Genomic DNA, 18,663 nt, shown 5'->3' on the forward strand with positions numbered 1-18,663 from the left:
TGTTGAATCGGTGGTTGCGGGGACAGGATTTGAACCTGTGACCTTCGGGTTATGAGCCCGACGAGCTGCCAGACTGCTCCACCCCGCGTTCGAGAGAAAAAGATTATGGAGGTTTTCCCACAGCAGGTCAACACCCTTTAGGACTTTCTTTGCAGCGCGGTTACTTCAGCCGACATCTCGGGGCATCAGCGTGTGGCAGCATCGGATAATCGAACGAGCAGTGAAGGCCGGGTTGGGGATACATGCATATAGATAGAGTGGTGCACACGGGCATCAAGTCATCGGCGCGCCGACGGCGACTCGAAGGCGCTTTGATAGGCACGACTGCGCTGCTTACCTTCCTGGTGAGTTCTCGCACCGAGCTCTACGAAAGGCTCCATGCAGAGCTCACTCGTTACGAGGGCTTCCAGGCGGACGAGCTTGTGTTCGTGCTCCTCAGCGTGCTGGCCGGACTGGCCGTTTTCTCCTTTCTTCGCTGGCGGGAGGCTCGCAGCGAACTCATGTCGCGTGTGGCGGCCGAGCACGCACTGCAGCGGCTCGCAGCACGAAACAGAGAATTGGCGCAGACATTGATCGGCCTGCAGGAGGCCGAACGCCGGCGCATCGCGCACGAACTTCATGATCACTTCGGGCAGAGCTGCAACGCCATCAGGATCGATGCGGTATTCCTGCGCACGACGCTTCCTGATGCGTCGTCGGAACAAGCGGCGGCAGCGCGCATTGCAGAGACTGCGGACGAGTTGTACCAGACCGTGCGCGGACTTCTTTACGAGCTGCGCCCGGCGGCACTCGACAGTCTTGGCCTGGTAGGTGCGCTGCAATCACTATGCGAATCATGGGAGGAGCGCTCCGAAGTAAGCTGCGCGCTTCTTCCGTCAGGCGAACTGGGCGAACTCGGGGAGCAGATCAATATCGCGCTGTATCGCATCGTGCAGGAATCGCTGTCGAACGTCATGAAGCATGCCCACGCCGGTCACGTTCGAATCATGCTGCACGGTCATCCGGAATCAGGTCGGATCGATCTCACCATCGAGGATGACGGCATCGGTCACGACGTTGCAAGCGTTCGTGCAGGTCTGGGCTGGCTCGGCATGAAGGAGCGGGCCTCCATGTTGGGCGGCAGCCTTTCGATCGGGCAAAGCCGCCTCGGCGGAGTGCTCGTCACGTGCTCGATTCCATGTTGACCGCCGGTTGAACAAGATAAGGAGGAGTCTCAATGATCGACGTGCTGCTGGTAGACGATCATCCGGTCGTACGCTCGGGCTACGCACGACTGCTCGAAGCAGGTGGCGACATCCGCGTGGCGGCCGAGGCGCAGGACGCAGAGGCGGGCTACACCGCTTACGTGCAATGCACACCCAAGGTTACCGTGACCGATCTTTCGCTTCCCGGATCGAGCGGCATAGAGCTGATACGGCGCATTCGAGCTCGGGATACGAGCGCGCGCGTACTGGTGTTCAGCGTCCATGACGAGGCTGTGGTGGTTGATAAGGCCATCCAGAGCGGCGCCTGCGGTTTCATCAGCAAGCGCAGCGCCCCCGAGGTGCTGCTTGAAGCGGTCCGGGCGGTCGCGAAGGGTGAGCGCTACTTCAGTGAGGACGTACGACGCGTGGTCGAACACCGCTCGCCCGACGCCGAGCGCGAGGTGATCAACGCGCTTTCGGCACGCGAGTTCGAGGTCTTCCGCCTGCTCGCACGCGGCATGTCGCCGGCAGAATGTGCGCAGATGCTGAACCTGAGCCAAAAGACGGTCGCGAACTATCAAGCGCTCATCAAGGAAAAGCTGAACGTCAACACGTCAGCCGCGCTGGTGCACCTCGCGCTTCGTCTGGGAGTGGTGCCCGGCACCGGCCCGGCGCAATTACTCGGCTCGACGGACGGCAATCAATGACGTAGCAGGCGCTCGGACAGATAGGCGCCGCGGACAGACGGTTAGCGCACTAAGCGATAAACAAGCCAGCCCGCCCACGTCGGGAGTTTTTCCCGATCCTTGCTCTAAGCTCTTGGCTATCTTCCGATCGGACCCCGCCTGTAGGGTCGTCTCAGTGACGCACTTCAGAGAACGAGTGCGCACTCCCCAGAAACGAGAGGAGTAGCCCCTTGAGAAAGCACACCGACGCACAACGCCTGCGTCTGACCCCGCTCGCCGCAATCATCAGCGGCGCCTGCACGATCGCCCTTCCGTTTGCCAGCCATGCGCAAACAGTGGCGCCTACTGTAGAGGTTGTCGGCACGTCGCCAGTGCCCGGTCTGGACCGGCCGATCGACGAGATTCCGTCCAACGTTCAGTCCATTCGCCGCGAGGCACTGCGCGACACCGGTGCTGCCGGCTTGCCCGAGCTTCTGGGAAGCCAATTGCAGAGCGTTAACGTTAACGAAATCCAGGGCAATCCGTATCAAGCGGACGTGAACTATCGCGGCTTTACCGCCAGCCCGCTGCTCGGCACGCCGCAAGGCCTGTCGGTGTATCAGGATGGCGTACGTGTGAACGAACCCTTCGGCGACAGCGTCAACTGGGATCTGATCCCTCGCAACGCAATTGCGTCCATCGATCTTGTTCCGGGCTCAAACCCGCTGTTCGGTCTGAACACGCTGGGCGGCGCCCTCGCCATCCGCACCAAGGATGGTTTCAGTCACGCAGGCACCGGCCTCGAAGGCTACGTGGGCAGCTTCGGCCGCAGCGCGGTAACCGCCGAGCACGGCGGCAACAACGGCGAACTGGGCTGGTACTTCACCACCACGCGTTTCGAGGAAAACGGCTGGCGCGATCATTCGCCGTCGGATTTGAACCAGTATTTCGGCAAGATTTCGCACCGGTCGTCGAAGCACGAACTCGACCTGAACATCACACACGCGAAGAGCGACCTCATCGGCAACGGTCTCACACCGCAGTCCTTCTACGACGAGCGCCGTTCGTCCATCTTCACCCGCCCGGATAACACCCAGAACCGTATGACCATGGTGTCGCTGAATGGCGGTTACTGGCTGGACGACATCCACAAGCTGTCCGGCACGCTGTACATGCGTCAGAACAAGGTGCGCACACTGAATGGCGACGCCAACGACGACTTCGAGGACAGTGCGAACGACGGCGCGACCGGTGCCAACGGTGGTCTGGGTTTCGATGACGAGACCGGCATTTTCAACCGGACCGGCACTCGCCAGCGTGGTCACGGCTTCAGCGTTCAGTACGCGGGGATCACCGAGGCACATCAGTACGCCGTCGGCACCACCTACGACCGCAGTCGCTCACGTTTTAGCCAGACGGAGCAGGAAGGCGTTCTCGACAGCACGCGCAGCGTCGTCGCCACGGATGATGAGGAACTCGACGTCTCGATCCGGGGGAGCACGCGCAGCTGGGGTCTGTTCGGTACCAGCACCTGGAACGTCACGCAGGAGGCCGCCGTCACGCTGTCGGCGCGTTACAACCACAGTCGCGTGAAAACCGTGGATCGCCTCGATCCGAACTCCAGCCTCAACAGCGACTACAGCTACAGCAAGATCAATCCGGGCCTGGGCGCGACTTACCTGCTGACGCCGGCAGTGACGCTGTACGGCACCATCCAGCAGGGCAACCGTGCTCCCAGCCCGATTGAACTGGGTTGCTCCGACCCGAACGAGGCATGCAAGCTGCCGAATGCGATGCAGGCCGATCCGCCGCTCAAGCAAGTCGTCACGCGCAGCATCGAGTTCGGTGCCCGCGGCAAGACCGAACAGATCCGCTGGAACGCCGCTCTGTTCGGTTCGAACAACCACGACGACATCCTGTTCGTGTCGGCAAGCGCGGCCAACCCGGGTCTGGGCTACTTCACCAACTTCGGCAAGACACGTCGCCTCGGCCTTGAACTGGGCGCATCGGCGGACTATGGCAGCTTCGGCTGGAACGCCCGCTACACCTATCTGCGTGCGACGTTCGAATCTGGCGCCTGTCTTGTGTCGGAAGCGAACAGCACCGCCGAAAGCGATGCCCGCTGTACGGAAGACGGTGAAATCCGCGTCAATCCGGGCGACAAGATCCCGGGCCTGCCGGAGCACGCACTGAAACTGGGGCTCAACTGGCGCGCGCTGGACTGGCTGACGCTGGGTTCGGACATTGCCGCCTACTCCGGAGTCTATGTGCGCGGCAACGAGAACAACGAGCACGACGGCGCCGGCAAGACCTCCGGCTTCACCGTGGTCAACCTCGTTGCCAACGCCTCGCTGGGTGGCGGCTGGAGCGTGTTCGCCCGCGTAAACAACGTGTTCGACAAGCGTTACTTCACTGCGGGTCAGCTCGCCGAGAACGTGTTCAATCCGAATGGCACGTTCCGGACTAACTCGGACGACTGGACCGACGAAACCTTCTTCGCTCCAGGCGCGCCGCGCGCAGGCTGGATTGGTGTGCGCTACCGCTTCGGCGGCTGAGTCACCTTCTCCGGATCACCCCGGTGATCCGGAGCGGCAAACACAAAAGGCACCTCACGGTGCCTTTTGTGTTTGTTGCCCGCAGTAACGCGGCGTCCGGACGTCCTCACTTCGCTGCAGGCGGTGCCGCGGGTGCTGCCGCCGGAGGGTTTGCTGCCCCTGCCGGTGCGGCCGGGGCAGCCGGCGGCGCGATCGGCGTTGGTGTCACGGTGACGCCCTTCGCCTTCATCTGCTCGATGTACTTCGCCGCCACCCGGTCCTGCGATGCGGCCAGCTGCTCGTTACCCTTCTTCGTCGCCTCGTCCGCCTTGGCCTTCTTCTCCGCGGCGGCCGCCTTCTGCTCCTCGGTCAGTTCCGGCAGCTTGGCCAGCGCGCCGGTTGACAGCAAGGCGCCGAGCAGCAGCACGATCATCCTGTTCATGCGTAGTCCTCCGTTCAGACGCGAGCCGGTGCAGGCATACCGCCTGCCGGCTTCTCCGCCGGTTGAGCCTTCGTCGCCGCGTCATACCACAGCTCGTGGTGCTCCTTGGCCCAAGTTTCGTCAACATAGCCGGTCTTCATGCCGTCTAGCGCGCCTTCCATGCCGATGCTGCCTATATATATATGCGCGAGCGACAGCGTCATCACGATCAGGCCACCGATCAGATGAACGATGTTCGCCGTCTGCATGATGGCGCGGCCCTGTTCGAAGTTCGGGAAGTTGAGCACCAGACCGCTGATGCCGACGGTCAGCGACAGGAACACCACTCCGAGCCAGAACCAGGTCTTCTCACCGAAATTGAAGCGGTGCGAAGGTACGTGTTCGCCGGTCAGCAGCCCACCGGCCTTGCGTATCCACAGCGCGTCGATGGCCTGCCACACGTTGTCCTTCACGAACAGGACGATGAACAGCAGCACCGACAGAATGAATACCGGCCCGACGAAGTTGTGGATGTTCTTGCACACCAGAGCCACCGTCGCGAACAGCGAGTAGCCGAACACCGGCAGCAGCACGTGCTTGCCGAACAGCATCACCAGCCCGCTCACCATCAGCACGCAGAACGAGATCGCCATGGCCCAGTGCGACATCCGTTCCATCGTGTTGAAGCGCTGGATCATCCGGCCGGTCTTCGCCTCCGACAGCCGGATCGGCCCGCGCAGCTTGAAGAACACGGCCAGCAGAACCAGCATGGCGCAGAAGGCGATGCCGCCGTACAGCATCAGCGGACCGTTGCGCAGCGCACGCCAGGTCTGGCCGCCGGACTGGATCAGCACGCCGGTCTCGACGCCCTGCACGGTGGTGTAGTGCTGCTCGCCCGACCTCACCTCGCGCCACACCGGCGCGTTGTTCAGCGGCTGCGACTGCTGGCGCAACGCCTGGTCGGCCGCCGTCGCCGGCGGCGCGTCGGCGGCGAAAACCGGTCCACCCGCCAGCGCGCACAGCGTCAGCACCATCCACAGCAGGCGCTTCAGTACAGTCATGTCATGACTCATGAACGCTCTCCTAACCGTTGATGCGGCGATATTCGTTCTGGCTCTGGTTGCGCGCCTTGATGGTCGCCTCCCAGTTTCCCTTGTCGCCGGAGAAGGACTCGTTGTCCCAGGGCTTGCCGTCGGCCTTGCCCTGGTACTGGCCCTGCTTGTAGACCACCACCTGCTCCTTCTCGCCACAGCCGGAGAGCGCGGCGGCGAGTGCGAGCAGACAGACGGCTCCGCTCAGCGGCTTCATGATTTGCCTCCCGCCGCCGGGGCGGTGGCCGGTGCGTCCGGCTTGCCATAGGCGGTTGACCAGCCCCAGATGTCCGCACCCTTGCCGCGGGTGAGCACGCGCTGGCGATAGATATCAGCCAGTACGTCGGCGTCGCCGCCGAGCAGCGCCTTGGTCGAGCACACTTCGGCGCACAGCGGCAGCTTGCCCTCGGCCAGACGGTTGCGGCCGTACTTGCGGAACTCCTCTTCCGAGTTGTTCGTTTCCGGGCCGCCGGCGCAGAAGGTGCACTTGTCCATCTTGCCGCGCAGGCCGAAGGCGCCCGCCTGCGGGAACTGCGGCGCGCCGAACGGACAGGCGTAGAAGCAGTAGCCGCAGCCGATGCACAGGTCCTTGTCGTGCAGCACCACGCCTTCATCGGTGCGGTAGAAGCAGTTGACCGGGCACACCGCCATGCAGGGCGCGTCGGAACAGTGCATGCACGCGACCGACATCGAGCGCTCGCCCGGTACCCCGTCGTTGATGGTCACGACGCGCCGGCGGTTCACGCCCCAGGGCACCTCGTGTTCGTTCTTGCATGCGGTGACGCAGCCGTTGCACTCGATGCAGCGCTCGGCGTCACAGATGAATTTCATTCTTGCCATGGTGTCCTCCGTTCTCCGGGGCGACGCGCGGCTGACGCGCCACCCCGTGTTGTTTCATCGCGCCCGCGTCAGGCCTTCATGATCTGGCAGACCGTGGTCTTGGTTTCCTGCATCATGGTCACCGCGTCGTAGCCGTAGGTCGTGGCGGTGTTGACCGCCTCGCCACGCACGACCGGTGCAGCCCCTTCCGGGTAGCTGTCGATCAGGTCCTTACCCATCCAGTGGCCTGCGAAGTGGAAGGGCAGGAACACCGTGTCCGGCCCGACCCGCTCGGTCACCATCGCCTGCACCTTGATCTGTGCGCCGCTGGGCGACTTCACCCACACCATGTCCTTGTCGCGGATGCCCCGGTCGTTGGCCGCCCGCGGGTTGATCTCGACGAACATGTTCTGCTGCAGCTCGGCCAGCCAGGGGTTGGAGCGCGTCTCGTCGCCACCGCCCTCGTACTCGACCAGACGGCCCGAAGTCATGATCAGCGGGTAGTCCTTGCCGACATTGGCGAACTGGTCCTGCACGCTCTTGTACAACGTGGGCAGGCGCCAGAAGGCCTTCTTGTCCTCGTGCGTCGGGTACTTGGCGACCAGGTCGGCACGCGGCGAGAAGAGGGGTTCGCGATGCACCGGCACCGGGTCCGGGAAGTTCCACACCACTGCGCGCGCCTTGGCGTTGCCGAAAGGGTGGCAGCCGTGGTTCTTCATCGCGACGCGGATGATGCCGCCCGACGGGTCGGTCTTCCAGTTCTTGCCCTCGGCCTTCTTCTTCTCGTCCTCGGTCAGCTCTTCCCACCAGCCCAGCTTCTTCAGCAGCACGTGGTCGAACTCGGGGTAGCCGAACTGCAGGTCGGCACCCTTCGAAGCGGAGCCGTCGGCCGCCAGCAGGCTGGTGCCGTCCTTCTCGACGCCGAAGTTGGCGCGGAAGTTGCCGCCGCCATCCATCACGTGCTTCGAGGTGTCGTACAAATTGGGCGAGCCCGGGTGCTTCATTTCCGGCGTGCCGTAGCACGGCCAGGGCAGGCCGAAATACTCGCCGTCGAGCACGTAACCGGTTTCCTTGTCGATGCCGCCCTTGGCCTTCAGCGTCTTCGGGTCGAACACCTGCATGTTGCGCATGTGGATCTTCAGGCGCTCCGGCGACTGGCCGGTGTAGCCGATGGTCCAGGTGCCGCGGTTGATTTCGCGCAGGATGTCTTCGACGCTGGGCTCGTTGTTGGTCACCTTCACGTTCTTCGTGAACTGCTCGGCGAAGCCGAACTTCTGCGCGAACAGATACATGATGGTGTGATCGGGCTTGGACTCCCACAGCGGCTCGATCACCTTCTCGCGCCACTGGAGCGAGCGGTTCGACGCGGTGCAGGAGCCTTCGCACTCGAACTGCGTCGCGGCCGGCAGCAGGTACACGCCGTCCTTGCGAGCGCTGGCCGCCATCGCCGCGGTGGCCGACGGATAGGGATCGATCACCACCAGGGTGTCGAGCGCCTTCATCGCCTCCAGCATGTCCTTGCCGCGCGTCTGCGAGTTCGGCGCGTGGCCCCAGAACACCACTGCGCGCAGGTTCGGGTCCTGGTCGATCAGTTCGTTCTTCTCGGTCACGCCGTCGATCCAGCGCGATACCGTGATGCCGGACTTCTCCATCAGCGCCTGCGACGCGAAGCGGCCCTTCAGCCACTCGTAATCGACGCCCCACACATTGGCCCAGTGCTTCCACGAACCGGTCGCGATGCCGTAATAGCCGGGCAGCGAATCCGGGTTCGGGCCGACGTCGGTCGCGCCCTGCACGTTGTCGTGGCCGCGGAAGATGTTGGTGCCGCCGCCCGCCACACCAACGTTGCCGAGGGCGAGTTGCAGATTGCACATCATGCGCACGATGGCGTTGCCGGTCGTGTGCTGGGTCTGGCCCATGCACCACACCACGGTGGACGGCTTGTTCTTGGCCATCGTTTCCGCGATCAGCTTCACCTGATCATCCGGCACGCCGCTGACTTCTTCGACCTTGTCGGCGGTCCACTTCATCGCCTCGTCGCGGATCTTGTCCATGCCGAACACGCGATCCTCAATGTACTGCTTGTCCTCCCAGCCGTTCTCGAAGATGTGGCGCAGCACGCCGTACAGGATGGCGATGTCGGAACCCGAGCGGATGCGCACGAAGTGGTCGGCCTTGGCCGCGGTGCGCGTGAAGCGCGGATCGGCGACGATGATCTTCGCCCCGTTCTCCTTCGCGTGCAGGATGTGCAGCAGCGACACCGGATGCGCCTCGGCGGCGTTCGACCCCATGAAGAAGATCGCCTTCGAGTTCTGCATGTCGTTGTAGGAGTTGGTCATCGCACCATACCCCCACGTGTTGGCTACACCGGCCACCGTGGTCGAGTGGCAGATGCGCGCCTGGTGGTCGCAGTTGTTGGTGCCCCACATCGACACGAACTTGCGCATCATGTAGGCCTGCTCGTTGTTGTGCTTGGACGAGCCGATCCAGTACACGCTGTCCGGGCCGCTCTCCTCGCGCAGCTTCAGCAGGCGCGCCGACAGTTCGTTCAGCGCATCGTCCCAGGACATGCGCACCCACTTGCCGTTGACCAGCTTCATCGGATAGCGCAGCCGGTGTTCACCGTGGCCGTGCTCGCGGATCGACGCGCCTTTGGCGCAGTGCGCGCCCATATTGATCGGGCTGTCGAACACCGGCTCCTGGCCGACCCAGACACCGTTCACGACTTCGGCATCGATGGCACAGCCGACCGAACAGTGGGTACAGACCGTGCGCTTCACTTCCACCTTGCCGCCGGCCGCCGACGGGTTGGCGGCATGTGCGCGCTCGACCATCGAGAAGGGCAATGCAGATGCGAAGGCGCCGGCACCTGCGGTCATGCCGGAACGCTTGAGAAAGGTGCGGCGGTCCATCGTACGCGGCGAAGCCGCCGCTGCCGGACGCGCCAGACGCGATTGCGCGCGCGCGCCACCAGCCGATTTGCGGGTCAATGTCATGTTGGCTCTCCTCGGGATCAGACGCGGGCGGTGCGGTAGTAGGCCGCAATGTGCTCGGTCATGCGGTATCCGCTCCTGTCCGTCTGCGCGGTGGTGGCGTTCGCGCCGGCATCGCTGCCGGTGAACCGCACGGCCACCACAGCCGCCGCGGCGCTCACGCCGCCGACGCCCGCGGTCAGCAGGAACTGACGACGTTTCAGGTTGGCTTTTTCGGTCATTGCTCTGTCCTCCTCGTGATGACTGCCCGGTTCAGGGTGTTGGCTCTTCAGTTGTAGGTCACTTCATGGATCTATGGTCAGCGCCGCCGCCTCGACGTCGAGAAAGCTGCGCGCGTACTGCGAAACACGGCGGTAGAAATTGGCGCCCGCTGCGGCATCGAGCGCGTCGCACAGCGCGCCGTACCAGGGCTGGATGTGAGTGGTGAAGAAGCGGTCCTGCGCATGTGCGCGCTCAGAGGCGCTCCGCGTGGTGTCGGTCAGCAGCAGACGCATCACGTCGCATACCGCGGCGATGTGGTCCTCGGGCAGCGACTCGCCCTGCGTCCGCGCCAGGCCCAGCGCCGCCAGGTCGTCGCGCAGCTTCACCAGCGGCTTCTCGTTGACGAAGCCGGCCAGGTAGAAGGAGCCGAAAACGACGATCTCCGGCCGGCCGACGCCACCGAACAGCGCGTCGAACTCATCCTGCGCAGCGGCCGGATCCATCGCTGCCGACGCCGCACACAGCCCGTTCCAGGCCTGTGCCATGAGCACCGCCTCGGCCGACGGCGCGGCGTCGTCGATCGGCCAGTCGCCGGAGGCGGCCAGCATGCCGAGCAGCGAGGCATCGGGTGCCGCATGCAGCAGCCGCGACAGCAGTGCGTAGTGATTGGCGCGAGCCGTGTCCTCGTCGCTGACCGGGTCGCGCACGAAAGCGAGTGTTTGTGGAGTGGGTGCGTTCATGTGTCGAACACCGTGGTTTCGCCACCCTTCGCCTTCATCATGTCGATGACGCGACAGTCGGCACACATCTGCAGCCGCCGCAGCGCATCGCCGCTTGCGAACATCGAATGCGCGGACAGCCTGCCGGTCATCGCATCGATCATCTGCTTCGTGCCGAAGGGCGTACCGCAGCTGATGCAATGGAAAGGTTCGGTTTCGTTCAGCACGCGTTCGCGCCGCACCGCGTCGCCGATCAGCAGGCGCGGTTCGAGCGACAGCGCATTCTCCGGACAGGTGTTCACGCACAGGCCGCACTGCACGCAGTTGCGTTCGAGGAAGCGCAGCGCCGGCCGCTCGCCGCCATCCATCAGGGCCGAGGCCGGACAGGCGCCGACGCAGCTCATGCACAAGGTACAGGCGGCCTTGTCGATGTTGACCGCGCCGAAGGGCGCACCGGCCGGCAGCGCGATGGCCTCGACCCTCTGCGTCGCGTGGCGGGCCAGGTGATCGATGCAGAACTCGAGCGCGCCGCGCTTCTCGACCGGCAGCGCGAAGCTGGCCGGCGGACAGGACTGCGCCGGCGCGACGGCAGCGTCAAGTGCGCCGATCAGCGTAGCGGCGTCGTCCGCCACCACCGCGGCCAGCGCAGACGCCGGATGGCCGAGTGCGGAGAGGATCGTGCGACCGAGCGCGATCTGCCCGGCCGTCGCTTCGCGGTAGGCGTCGGGCTGATCGTCGTGAGACAGAATGACGCATTGTGCGGCGCCGTAGCACAGCGTCGCGAGCATCAGTTCCAGCCCGACCGAGGCGACGTCATGCACCGCCACGGGCAGCAGGTCGGCGGGCAGTCCGCGGCGGCGGCCGGCCAGCGCCAGCACCTCCTCACCCTGCGTCTCGTTGTGGAAGACGACGCGCGGTGCATTGCCACCGGCGGCGCGCCAGGCCTGCAGTGCTGTCTTGATGCGCACCGCAACATCGGACGCCGACGGGTAGGCGTAGCGCATCGCGCCGGTGGGACAAACTGTCGCACAGGCGCCGCAACCCATGCACAGGTGCGGCTCGACGAACACGCCGTCGCCGTCGGCGCGGATGGCCGAGGTCGAACAGACGTCGATGCAGCGATTGCAGCCCTGCTTGCTGTTGCGGCTGTGCGCGCAGACCGACTGCTTGTAGTTGAAGAACTTCGGCTTTTCGAATTCGCCCACCATGCCGGCGAGCTTCTGCAGCGCCAGCGACTGTTCTAGCGGATCGCGGCCGGGTGCCGCATAGCCCTGCGGCGGATGCGGAATGCGGATCAGCGCCGGCTCCGACAGATCGAGCACCAGGTCGTAGCGCTCGCTGCGCACGGTACCGACGGCGGCGAAATCGATGGCGCCGATGTCGGCACAGGCCTTGACGCAGGCGCGATGGCCGGTACAACGGGCGGCATCGACCTGGTAGTCATAGCCGATGGCGCCCTCCGGACAGGCGTCGATGCAGGCATTGCAGCGCACGCAGGCATCGAGGTCGATCGCGTTGGCGCGCGCCCAGCTCACGTCGAATGCGCCAAGCCAGCCGCTCACCGTCACGTCGCGGCCGGTCATGACCGGCCAGTCGCGGCGTACCGGCAGCTCGCTGCCATCGTGGCCGGTGATCAGTACGCTGAGTGCAAGGCGGTCGCCGTATTGCCGCTGCACCTCCTGCGCCCAGCCGAGCGCAGCGCCGGCCGGCCCGATGATGAGCAACTGACCCGACGACGCGTAGCTGACGGCCGGTACCGGCGCGGGCTCGGCCATGCGCGCCATCGCCAGTTGTGCGGCGACTGACGGCGTCGAGTCGCTGCCGCGCGGGCCGCGTCCACCGATGTCGCGCAGATTGATGAAGGTGAGACCCGTCGTCGCGCCGGCCTCGTCGGCCACTTCGCGCAGCAGCGCAGCTTCCTGCGTACAGCCAACGATGGCGTCGGCCGCGCCGCCGAGTGCGGCGGCGAAAGCGGCGGCGTCGCGGCCGCACAGCTGCCGGGCGGGCTCAAGGACCGGTAGATCGGTGGCGTCCAGCGCCAGCGCGTCACCCAGTCTTCTGATGTCGATCTCCACCGTGCCATTGCAGCTGCACAGCTGGATCGCCTTGTGGGCGTTGTTCATGTAGTCAGGCTCCTCCGGCAAGGCTTTTGCAGCCTTCGTGCCAGATCACCTGAGAGCAAAATGGACTATTCCGACCTGGAATGACTTTCCGCGGTGTCTGACGACGACGAGGGCGCCTCGATGGGCAAGCCCTCGATCCCGTTCGACGCTGTTGCGCTCCCCTCGTCTTCGTCCGCCGGACTGTCCAGCGCGGGCGCTGCCGCCTCTTCCGCGGAGGCGTCGGTCAGCGCCGGCACGGCGGGCGGCGCCTCGTCGGGAACCGAGGTGAGCCAGTTGTCGGGCAGCGTCGGGTTCAGCGTTTCCCTCGCGTGCGCCAGTTGCGACACCATGGACGCCGGCAGCGGCTCGTACAGGTTGAAGTCCTCGATATAGACGTCCAGCCCGTCCATCGTGTTGAAGTGCGGCGTGTGGAACAGCTTCTTCAGCGCCGCACGCTTCAGGCCCTCGTCCACCTTCTGGCCAAGGAAGGCGCGGTAGTCGGAGTCGAAGCCCAGCGATTCGAGCGGCGGCGGTTCGTCCGGCACATCGGTGTCCGGCACCACCTGCCCCGCGTCCGGCGCCTGCTGCGGCACGATGGCGGCCGGCGCCTCGACGGGCGGCGGCGCCTCGGCGGCGGCCGCTTCCCGCTTCAGCCGCGACCAGCGGCCGAGGAAGCCCTTCACCGGATCATCGTTCACGCTCACCTCCATCGACGCCTGCACGCACACCGCCGTAGTGCGTATTGCCATCGCCGGTCTTCGCGAAACGCTTGGGCTTGCGCGGTTCAGGCGGCTTCTGGAAACGGCGCGCAAAGTCCTCGACCCAGTCGCGCATGTCGGCCGGCATGGTCAGCCCATCGACCTTCTCGCCCGAATCCATCCAGCGCGCGGCCTCGCCGTAGCTGGCGCTGATCTGCATCGGTCGTACCGGCGGATCGGCCTCTTCATCAGGCCGCCACATGACGAAGATGCGCGGCTCGGCAGCGGTCACATTGAGCAGGTAGTTGTCGGCCTCGTCGGTGTAGAGCGTCAGGTCCAGCGGCGGGAACAGCCACTGAGTCGCCTCATCGGTCTGCGCAAAAACCCTTGGCACATCAGGGCTTTCCGGGCCCTCGGGCAAAAGCGCGCGCGCTTCCCAGGCATGGTCTGTCCACTTGTTGTGCAGTACCCTGCGCTCCATAATCACGGCCAACCTGAGGGTGACGGGGCTGGTTTCCACGAAATCTTCCTCTGCCTTTCTGTCAAACGGAGCCGGAGCAAGGAAACGGCTCACGCCGCACCGCCCATGAGCGAAAAGATCATACATCTGCTGGACATCCGCACCGCCGGACGCGCGACGGCACGGGTGCCGGAGACGCCGATTCCGGCGACCGGCACGCTGCTCGACACGCGTGGCCGCGCCGTGCGCGATCTGCGCATCTCGGTCACCGACCGCTGCAATTTCCGCTGCATCTACTGCATGCCGAAAGAGGTGTTCGACAAGGACTACCCCTATCTGGCGCGCAGCGATCTGTTGAGTTTCGAGGAGATTGAGCGCATCGCACGTCTGTTTGTCGCGCACGGCGTCAACAAGTTGCGCATCACCGGCGGCGAGCCGCTGCTGCGCAAGGACGTCGAAAAGCTGATCGAGCGACTGGCGAAGCTGCCGGTCGAACTGACGCTGACCACCAATGGCGCGCTGCTGAAACAGAAGGCACGCGCGCTGCGCGACGCCGGGCTCACCCGCGTCACCGTCAGCCTGGATGCGATCGACGACGCCACCTTCCGCATGATGAACGACGTTGACTTTCCGGTCGCGCGCGTGCTCGAAGGCATAGACGCCGCGCATGCCGTCGGTCTCGCGCCGGTCAAGGTGAATATGGTGGTCAAGCGTGGAACCAACGATCACGCCATCGTGCCGATGGCGCGCCACTTCAAGGGCAGCGGCCACATCGTGCGCTTCATCGAGTTCATGGACGTCGGTTCGAGCAACGGCTGGAAGATGGACGAGGTGCTGCCCAGTGCCGACGTCATCGCGCGCATCCATGCCGAAATGCCGCTGGAGCCGATGGACCCGAACTACCCGGGCGAAGTCGCACAGCGCTGGCGCTACGCCGACGGCAGCGGCGAGGTGGGCGTCATCTCGTCGGTGACGCAGGCCTTCTGCTCGTCCTGTACGCGCGCACGCCTGTCAACCGAGGGCAAGATATTCACCTGTCTTTTCGCGACCGAAGGGCACGACCTGCGCGCGCTGCTGCGCGAAGGCCGCAGCGACGAAGAGATGCTTTCGGCCATCGGCGCGATCTGGCAGCAGCGCGGTGACCGCTACTCCGAAATCCGCACCGCGGAAACGGCCGCAGCAAGAAAAATCGAGATGTCCTACATCGGTGGATAGTGTGCACAGACCCGAACTGACCGACGCCGCACGACCCGCCACGATAGAAATTCCCGCCATCAACGAACGTGGCGAGACGGTACCGACGGCGATTGCCGGCGAGCACCCGCTCACCGTGTATCTCGACAAGCGCGAACTGGTGACGCTGATGACGCTGGGCGGTGCACCCGAGGCGCTGGTGATCGGCTGGCTGCGCAATCAGCGCCTGTTGCCATCCATCGACGACATCCTGTCGGTGCAGGTGGACTGGGACGTGAACGCCGCGGCCGTCACTACCCGCGCCGGCGTGGCCGACCTCGACGCGCGCATGGCGACGAAGACCGTCACCACCGGCTGCGGCCAAGGCACGGTGTTCGGCGACCTGATGGACGACATCGAACGCATCCGCCTGCCGGACGACGCACGGCTGACCGAAACCACGCTGTACGCGATGCTCGACGTGGTGCGCAAACACGAAACCATCTACAAGCAGGCGGGTGCCGTGCATGGCTGCGCGCTGTTCCGCGGCGACGAGTTGCTGTACTTCGTCGAGGACGTCGGCCGCCACAACGCGGTGGACGCCATCGCCGGCCACATGTGGCTGGATGGCGTCGAAGGCGGCGACAAGATTTTCTATACCACCGGTCGGCTCACCTCGGAAATGGTGATCAAGGCGGCACAGATGGGCATCCCCTTCCTGGTGTCGCGTTCCGGGCTCACGCAGATGGGTTACGACATCGCGCAACAGGTGGGCATCACGATGATCGGTCGCTCGCAGGGCAAGCACTACCTGCTGCTGACCGGCATGCAGCGCTTCGTGCGCGATGGAGAAGGTGCATGAGCGAGGCGATCACCGGACTGGTGCTGGCCGGCGGCCTCGGCCGCCGCATGGGCGGCGTGGACAAGGGCCTGCAGGACTTCCGCGACGAACCCATGGTGGCGCACGTGATCCGCCGCCTGGCGCCGCAGGTCGATGCACTCATCATCAACGCCAACCAGAACATCGAACGCTACGCCGCCTTCGGTCACCCGGTCGTGGCAGACGCGATCGGCGGCTTCGCCGGCCCGCTGGCCGGGCTGCACGCGGGCCTGAGCGCCTGCAAGACGCCGCTGCTGGTGACCAGCCCCTGCGACTCGCCCTTCCTGCCACTCGACCTCGTCGCGCGACTGCGCGCGGCGCTGGAGCGCGAAGGCGCGGACCTCGCGGTGGCCATCACCGGCGACCAGCCGCATCCGGTATTCAGCCTGGTGCGCGCGCACGTGCTGCCCGGTCTGACACAATTCCTCGAAGGGGGCGGTCGCAAGGTCAACCTCTGGTACTCGGCGCTGAAGGTGGTCGAAGTGCCCTTCGACGACAATCCGGACGCCTTCGCCAACATCAACACGCTCACCGAACTGGCCTCGCTCGAAGCGCGGCCCGACGCCTCATGACTGATCGCTTCACTCCGGTCGCGGACGCCCGCGCCCACATCCTCGCCGCCTGCTCGCAGGTCGCCGGCACCCAGCGCGTGCCGGTGCGCGACGCGCTCGGCCGCGTGCTCGCCGTCAACGTGATTTCGCCGGTCAGCGTGCCGCCGCACGACAACTCGGCGATGGATGGTTACGCCGTGCGCCACGCCGACCTGTCGGCCGACGCGGATACGCGGCTCACCGTGGTCGGCACCGCCTACGCCGGCCACGCCTGGGACGGCGAAGTCGGTCCCGGGCAGGCGGTGCGCATCATGACCGGTGCCGTCATGCCGCGCGGCGCCGATACGGTGGCGATCCAGGAAACCGCGAAGGTGGAGGGTGACAACGTCCTCATCCCGCCCGGCCAGAAGGCCGGTCAGAACCGTCGCCGCGCCGGCGAGGACCTGAAGGCGGGCGAAGCCGCACTGCGCGCCGGCCGCCTGCTGCGCCCGTCCGACATCGGTCTGGCCGCCTCGCTCGGCGTGCCCGAACTGACGGTGGTACGCCGCGTGCGCGTCGGCGTGCTGTCCACCGGCGACGAAGTCATGTCCATCGGCGACGCGCCGCGCGAAGGCGGCATCTACGACAGCAACCGCTACACGCTGACTGCCATGCTGACGCGGCTCGGCTGCGAGGTGGTCAACCTCGGCGTCGCGCGCGACACGCGCGAGGCGCTGTCGGCCGCGCTGGAATCGGCGGTCGGCGAGGTGGACGCCATCATCACCAGCGGCGGCGTGTCGGTGGGCGAAGCGGACTTCGTCCGCGAAATCCTCGCCAGTCTGGGCGAAGTCACCTTCTGGAAGATCGCGATGAAGCCCGGCCGGCCGATGGCTTTCGGCCGACTGACCAAGGGCGGCCGCGACACCTTGCTGTTCGGCCTGCCAGGCAATCCGGTCGCGACGATGATCACCTTCTACTTCTTCGCGCGCGAGGCGCTGCTGACGCTGATGGGCGCGTCGCCAGTACCAGCGCCGATCCGCTTCGACGCGATCAGCGGCAGCGCGATGAAGAAGCAGCCGGGCCGCACCGAGTACCAGCGCGGCATCCTCGAACTGCACGACGGCCGCTGGCACGCCACGGTCACCGGTGCCCAGGGCTCGGGCATCCTGCGTTCGATGTGCGACGCCAACTGCATCATCGTGCTCGACGACCACGTCGGCAACGTCGCGGTCGGCGACCCGGTGGGCGTGATCCCGTTCGAAGGCCTGATCTGAACGTGAGCGCCGACGGCGACGACACGACGCCCTCGCCCTACCTGACGGCGCGCGAAGCGGCTGCCTACCTACACCTGAACGAGAAGACGCTGTACGCGATGATCCAGGACAGCGGCATTCCGGCCACCAAGGTGACCGGCAAGTGGCTGTTCCCGCGCAAGCTGCTCGACGACTGGCTGCTCGAATCGACGCACGGCGGCGTGCTGGCCGACCGCCTGCTGATCGCCGGCAGCGACGACCCCTGGCTGGCGCACAGCATCGCGCGGCTGGCGCAGCGCGCCGACGACGGCACGCTGATCGCCTACAGCCCCTGCGGCACGCGCAAGGGTCTGGCCCTGCTCGCCCAGCGGCGTGCCAACGCCTGCCCCATCCACTGGGGCGAAGCGCACCACGCGACGCGCCGGCACGCGCTGCTGCTGCGCGAATACACCGGCAGTTCGAACTGGGTGATGGTGCAACTGGCGCTGCGCGAACAGGGCGTCATGCTGTCACGCACGCTGCCCTCCGTCGGCGGCCTGCGCGAGCTGTTCGAGCGCCGCCCGCGGCTCATTCAGCGCGGCGAAGGCGCCGGCTCGCAGCACTTCTTCGCCCAGGCCTGCAGCGCCGCCGGCCTCACCTCACCGGAGGCGGTGCAGGTCGCCGCCACCGAACGCGAAGCCGCCTTCATGGTCGCCAGCGGTGCCGGCGACTGCGCACCGGGAACGCGCGCCGCGGCCGGCGAGTTCAACCTGCACTTCCTGCCGCTGGGCAGCGAAGCGCTCGATCTCGTGATGCCGCGCACGCTCTACTTCCGCGCGCTGCTGCAGCAGCTGCTCGCCGAACTGGCCAGCGACGACAGCCGCGACCTTGCGGCGCGATTGGGCGGCTACGACCTGGCGCCGCTGGGGCGGCTGCGCGAGGCGGCGCCGCAGTAACGCAC

General features: G+C 65.7%; 18 protein-coding genes and 1 tRNA gene. 8 read left to right on the forward strand and 11 right to left on the reverse strand.

Annotation, left to right across the window (positions count from 1 at the left end; all coding sequences use genetic code 11):
• Positions 1–11: 11 nt before the first annotated feature.
• Positions 12–88, reverse strand: a tRNA-Met gene (locus ACQ66H_RS16455).
• A 172-nt stretch (positions 89–260) separates the two neighbouring features.
• Between ACQ66H_RS16455 and ACQ66H_RS16460 the strand changes: the two genes are divergently transcribed.
• From ACQ66H_RS16460 to ACQ66H_RS16470, 3 genes are all read left to right on the forward strand, one after another.
• Positions 261–1,184 (forward strand): sensor histidine kinase, encoded by a 924-nt coding sequence (locus ACQ66H_RS16460; protein WP_430434906.1) that lies wholly within the window; start codon positions 261–263, stop codon positions 1,182–1,184.
• Positions 1,185–1,216: 32 nt separating this feature from the next.
• Positions 1,217–1,891: a response regulator gene (locus ACQ66H_RS16465; RefSeq protein ID WP_430434907.1), complete on the forward strand. Its 675-nt coding sequence runs from the start codon at positions 1,217–1,219 to the stop codon at positions 1,889–1,891.
• A 209-nt stretch (positions 1,892–2,100) separates the two neighbouring features.
• Positions 2,101–4,404: a TonB-dependent receptor gene (locus ACQ66H_RS16470; RefSeq protein ID WP_430434908.1), complete on the forward strand. Its 2,304-nt coding sequence runs from the start codon at positions 2,101–2,103 to the stop codon at positions 4,402–4,404.
• Positions 4,405–4,510: 106 nt separating this feature from the next.
• On the opposite strand, the gene ACQ66H_RS16475 is transcribed toward ACQ66H_RS16470, so the two are convergent.
• The 10 genes from ACQ66H_RS16475 to ACQ66H_RS16520 form a co-directional block, all read right to left on the reverse strand.
• A complete protein-coding gene (locus ACQ66H_RS16475; RefSeq protein WP_029143812.1) occupies positions 4,511–4,825 on the reverse strand; it encodes a hypothetical protein in 315 nt (104 codons plus the stop codon).
• A gap of 14 nt (positions 4,826–4,839) precedes the next feature.
• Positions 4,840–5,865, reverse strand: a complete 1,026-nt coding sequence (locus ACQ66H_RS16480) for a formate dehydrogenase subunit gamma (RefSeq protein ID WP_430434909.1) — start codon at positions 5,863–5,865, stop codon at positions 4,840–4,842.
• A 22-nt stretch (positions 5,866–5,887) separates the two neighbouring features.
• On the reverse strand, positions 5,888–6,112 hold the full coding sequence (locus ACQ66H_RS16485) for a hypothetical protein (protein WP_430435675.1): 225 nt from the start codon (positions 6,110–6,112) through the stop codon (positions 5,888–5,890).
• Positions 6,109–6,726, reverse strand: coding sequence for a formate dehydrogenase FDH3 subunit beta (gene fdh3B / locus ACQ66H_RS16490; protein WP_430434910.1), 618 nt, complete (start codon positions 6,724–6,726; stop codon positions 6,109–6,111). Before fdh3B ends, ACQ66H_RS16485 begins: the two co-directional genes overlap by 4 nt.
• A gap of 77 nt (positions 6,727–6,803) precedes the next feature.
• Positions 6,804–9,710, reverse strand: coding sequence for a formate dehydrogenase subunit alpha (locus ACQ66H_RS16495; RefSeq protein ID WP_430434911.1), 2,907 nt, complete (start codon positions 9,708–9,710; stop codon positions 6,804–6,806).
• 17 nt (positions 9,711–9,727) lie between these two features.
• Positions 9,728–9,928 carry a formate dehydrogenase gene (locus ACQ66H_RS16500; protein ID WP_430434912.1) on the reverse strand — a complete coding sequence of 67 codons (201 nt, stop codon included), beginning with the start codon at positions 9,926–9,928 and terminating at the stop codon, positions 9,728–9,730.
• 63 nt (positions 9,929–9,991) lie between these two features.
• Positions 9,992–10,648, reverse strand: coding sequence for a TorD/DmsD family molecular chaperone (locus tag ACQ66H_RS16505; protein ID WP_430434913.1), 657 nt, complete (start codon positions 10,646–10,648; stop codon positions 9,992–9,994).
• Positions 10,645–12,750 carry a 4Fe-4S binding protein gene (locus ACQ66H_RS16510; RefSeq protein ID WP_430434914.1) on the reverse strand — a complete coding sequence of 702 codons (2,106 nt, stop codon included), beginning with the start codon at positions 12,748–12,750 and terminating at the stop codon, positions 10,645–10,647. Before ACQ66H_RS16510 ends, ACQ66H_RS16505 begins: the two co-directional genes overlap by 4 nt.
• Positions 12,751–12,815: 65 nt before the next feature.
• Entirely contained in the window at positions 12,816–13,478 is a 663-nt protein-coding gene (locus ACQ66H_RS16515) for a DUF3306 domain-containing protein (RefSeq protein ID WP_430434915.1), read from the reverse strand.
• Positions 13,417–14,001, reverse strand: coding sequence for a DUF3305 domain-containing protein (locus ACQ66H_RS16520; RefSeq protein ID WP_425763028.1), 585 nt, complete (start codon positions 13,999–14,001; stop codon positions 13,417–13,419). Before ACQ66H_RS16520 ends, ACQ66H_RS16515 begins: the two co-directional genes overlap by 62 nt.
• A 12-nt stretch (positions 14,002–14,013) precedes the next feature.
• Between ACQ66H_RS16520 and moaA the strand changes: the two genes are divergently transcribed.
• The 5 genes from moaA to ACQ66H_RS16545 are packed head-to-tail and all read left to right on the forward strand — an operon-like array spanning position 14,014 to position 18,658.
• Complete coding sequence (gene moaA, locus ACQ66H_RS16525) at positions 14,014–15,102, forward strand: GTP 3',8-cyclase MoaA (protein ID WP_430434916.1); 1,089 nt, start codon at positions 14,014–14,016, stop codon at positions 15,100–15,102.
• A 1-nt stretch (position 15,103) separates the two neighbouring features.
• Positions 15,104–15,922, forward strand: coding sequence for a formate dehydrogenase accessory sulfurtransferase FdhD (locus tag ACQ66H_RS16530; protein ID WP_430434917.1), 819 nt, complete (start codon positions 15,104–15,106; stop codon positions 15,920–15,922).
• Entirely contained in the window at positions 15,919–16,512 is a 594-nt protein-coding gene (gene mobA, locus ACQ66H_RS16535) for a molybdenum cofactor guanylyltransferase MobA (protein WP_430434918.1), read from the forward strand. The genes ACQ66H_RS16530 and mobA overlap by 4 nt, the downstream gene beginning before the upstream one ends.
• The gene (gene moeA, locus ACQ66H_RS16540) at positions 16,509–17,744 is read left to right on the forward strand and encodes a molybdopterin molybdotransferase MoeA (RefSeq protein WP_430434919.1); all 1,236 of its coding nucleotides are present in this window, start codon (positions 16,509–16,511) and stop codon (positions 17,742–17,744) included. Before mobA ends, moeA begins: the two co-directional genes overlap by 4 nt.
• 2 nt (positions 17,745–17,746) lie before the next feature.
• The gene (locus tag ACQ66H_RS16545) at positions 17,747–18,658 is read left to right on the forward strand and encodes a substrate-binding domain-containing protein (protein WP_430434920.1); all 912 of its coding nucleotides are present in this window, start codon (positions 17,747–17,749) and stop codon (positions 18,656–18,658) included.
• The last annotated feature ends 5 nt before the right edge of the window (positions 18,659–18,663 follow it).

The sequence above is a fragment of the Methyloversatilis sp. genome, assembly GCF_965284615.1.
Lineage (GTDB): Bacteria > Pseudomonadota > Gammaproteobacteria > Burkholderiales > Rhodocyclaceae > Methyloversatilis.

Coding starts and splice junctions, on each gene's coding strand:
- mobA (WP_430434918.1), top strand. CDS start 15,919: ATGAGCGAGGCGATCACCGGACTGGTGCTGGCCGGCGGCCTCGGCCGC.
- ACQ66H_RS16495 (WP_430434911.1), bottom strand. CDS start 9,710: ATGACATTGACCCGCAAATCGGCTGGTGGCGCGCGCGCGCAATCGCGT.
- ACQ66H_RS16480 (WP_430434909.1), bottom strand. CDS start 5,865: ATGACTGTACTGAAGCGCCTGCTGTGGATGGTGCTGACGCTGTGCGCG.
- ACQ66H_RS16475 (WP_029143812.1), bottom strand. CDS start 4,825: ATGAACAGGATGATCGTGCTGCTGCTCGGCGCCTTGCTGTCAACCGGC.
- ACQ66H_RS16500 (WP_430434912.1), bottom strand. CDS start 9,928: ATGACCGAAAAAGCCAACCTGAAACGTCGTCAGTTCCTGCTGACCGCG.
- ACQ66H_RS16505 (WP_430434913.1), bottom strand. CDS start 10,648: ATGAACGCACCCACTCCACAAACACTCGCTTTCGTGCGCGACCCGGTC.
- ACQ66H_RS16465 (WP_430434907.1), top strand. CDS start 1,217: ATGATCGACGTGCTGCTGGTAGACGATCATCCGGTCGTACGCTCGGGC.
- moeA (WP_430434919.1), top strand. CDS start 16,509: ATGACTGATCGCTTCACTCCGGTCGCGGACGCCCGCGCCCACATCCTC.
- ACQ66H_RS16485 (WP_430435675.1), bottom strand. CDS start 6,112: ATGAAGCCGCTGAGCGGAGCCGTCTGTCTGCTCGCACTCGCCGCCGCG.
- ACQ66H_RS16510 (WP_430434914.1), bottom strand. CDS start 12,750: ATGAACAACGCCCACAAGGCGATCCAGCTGTGCAGCTGCAATGGCACG.
- ACQ66H_RS16515 (WP_430434915.1), bottom strand. CDS start 13,478: ATGGCAATACGCACTACGGCGGTGTGCGTGCAGGCGTCGATGGAGGTG.
- moaA (WP_430434916.1), top strand. CDS start 14,014: ATGAGCGAAAAGATCATACATCTGCTGGACATCCGCACCGCCGGACGC.
- fdh3B (WP_430434910.1), bottom strand. CDS start 6,726: ATGAAATTCATCTGTGACGCCGAGCGCTGCATCGAGTGCAACGGCTGC.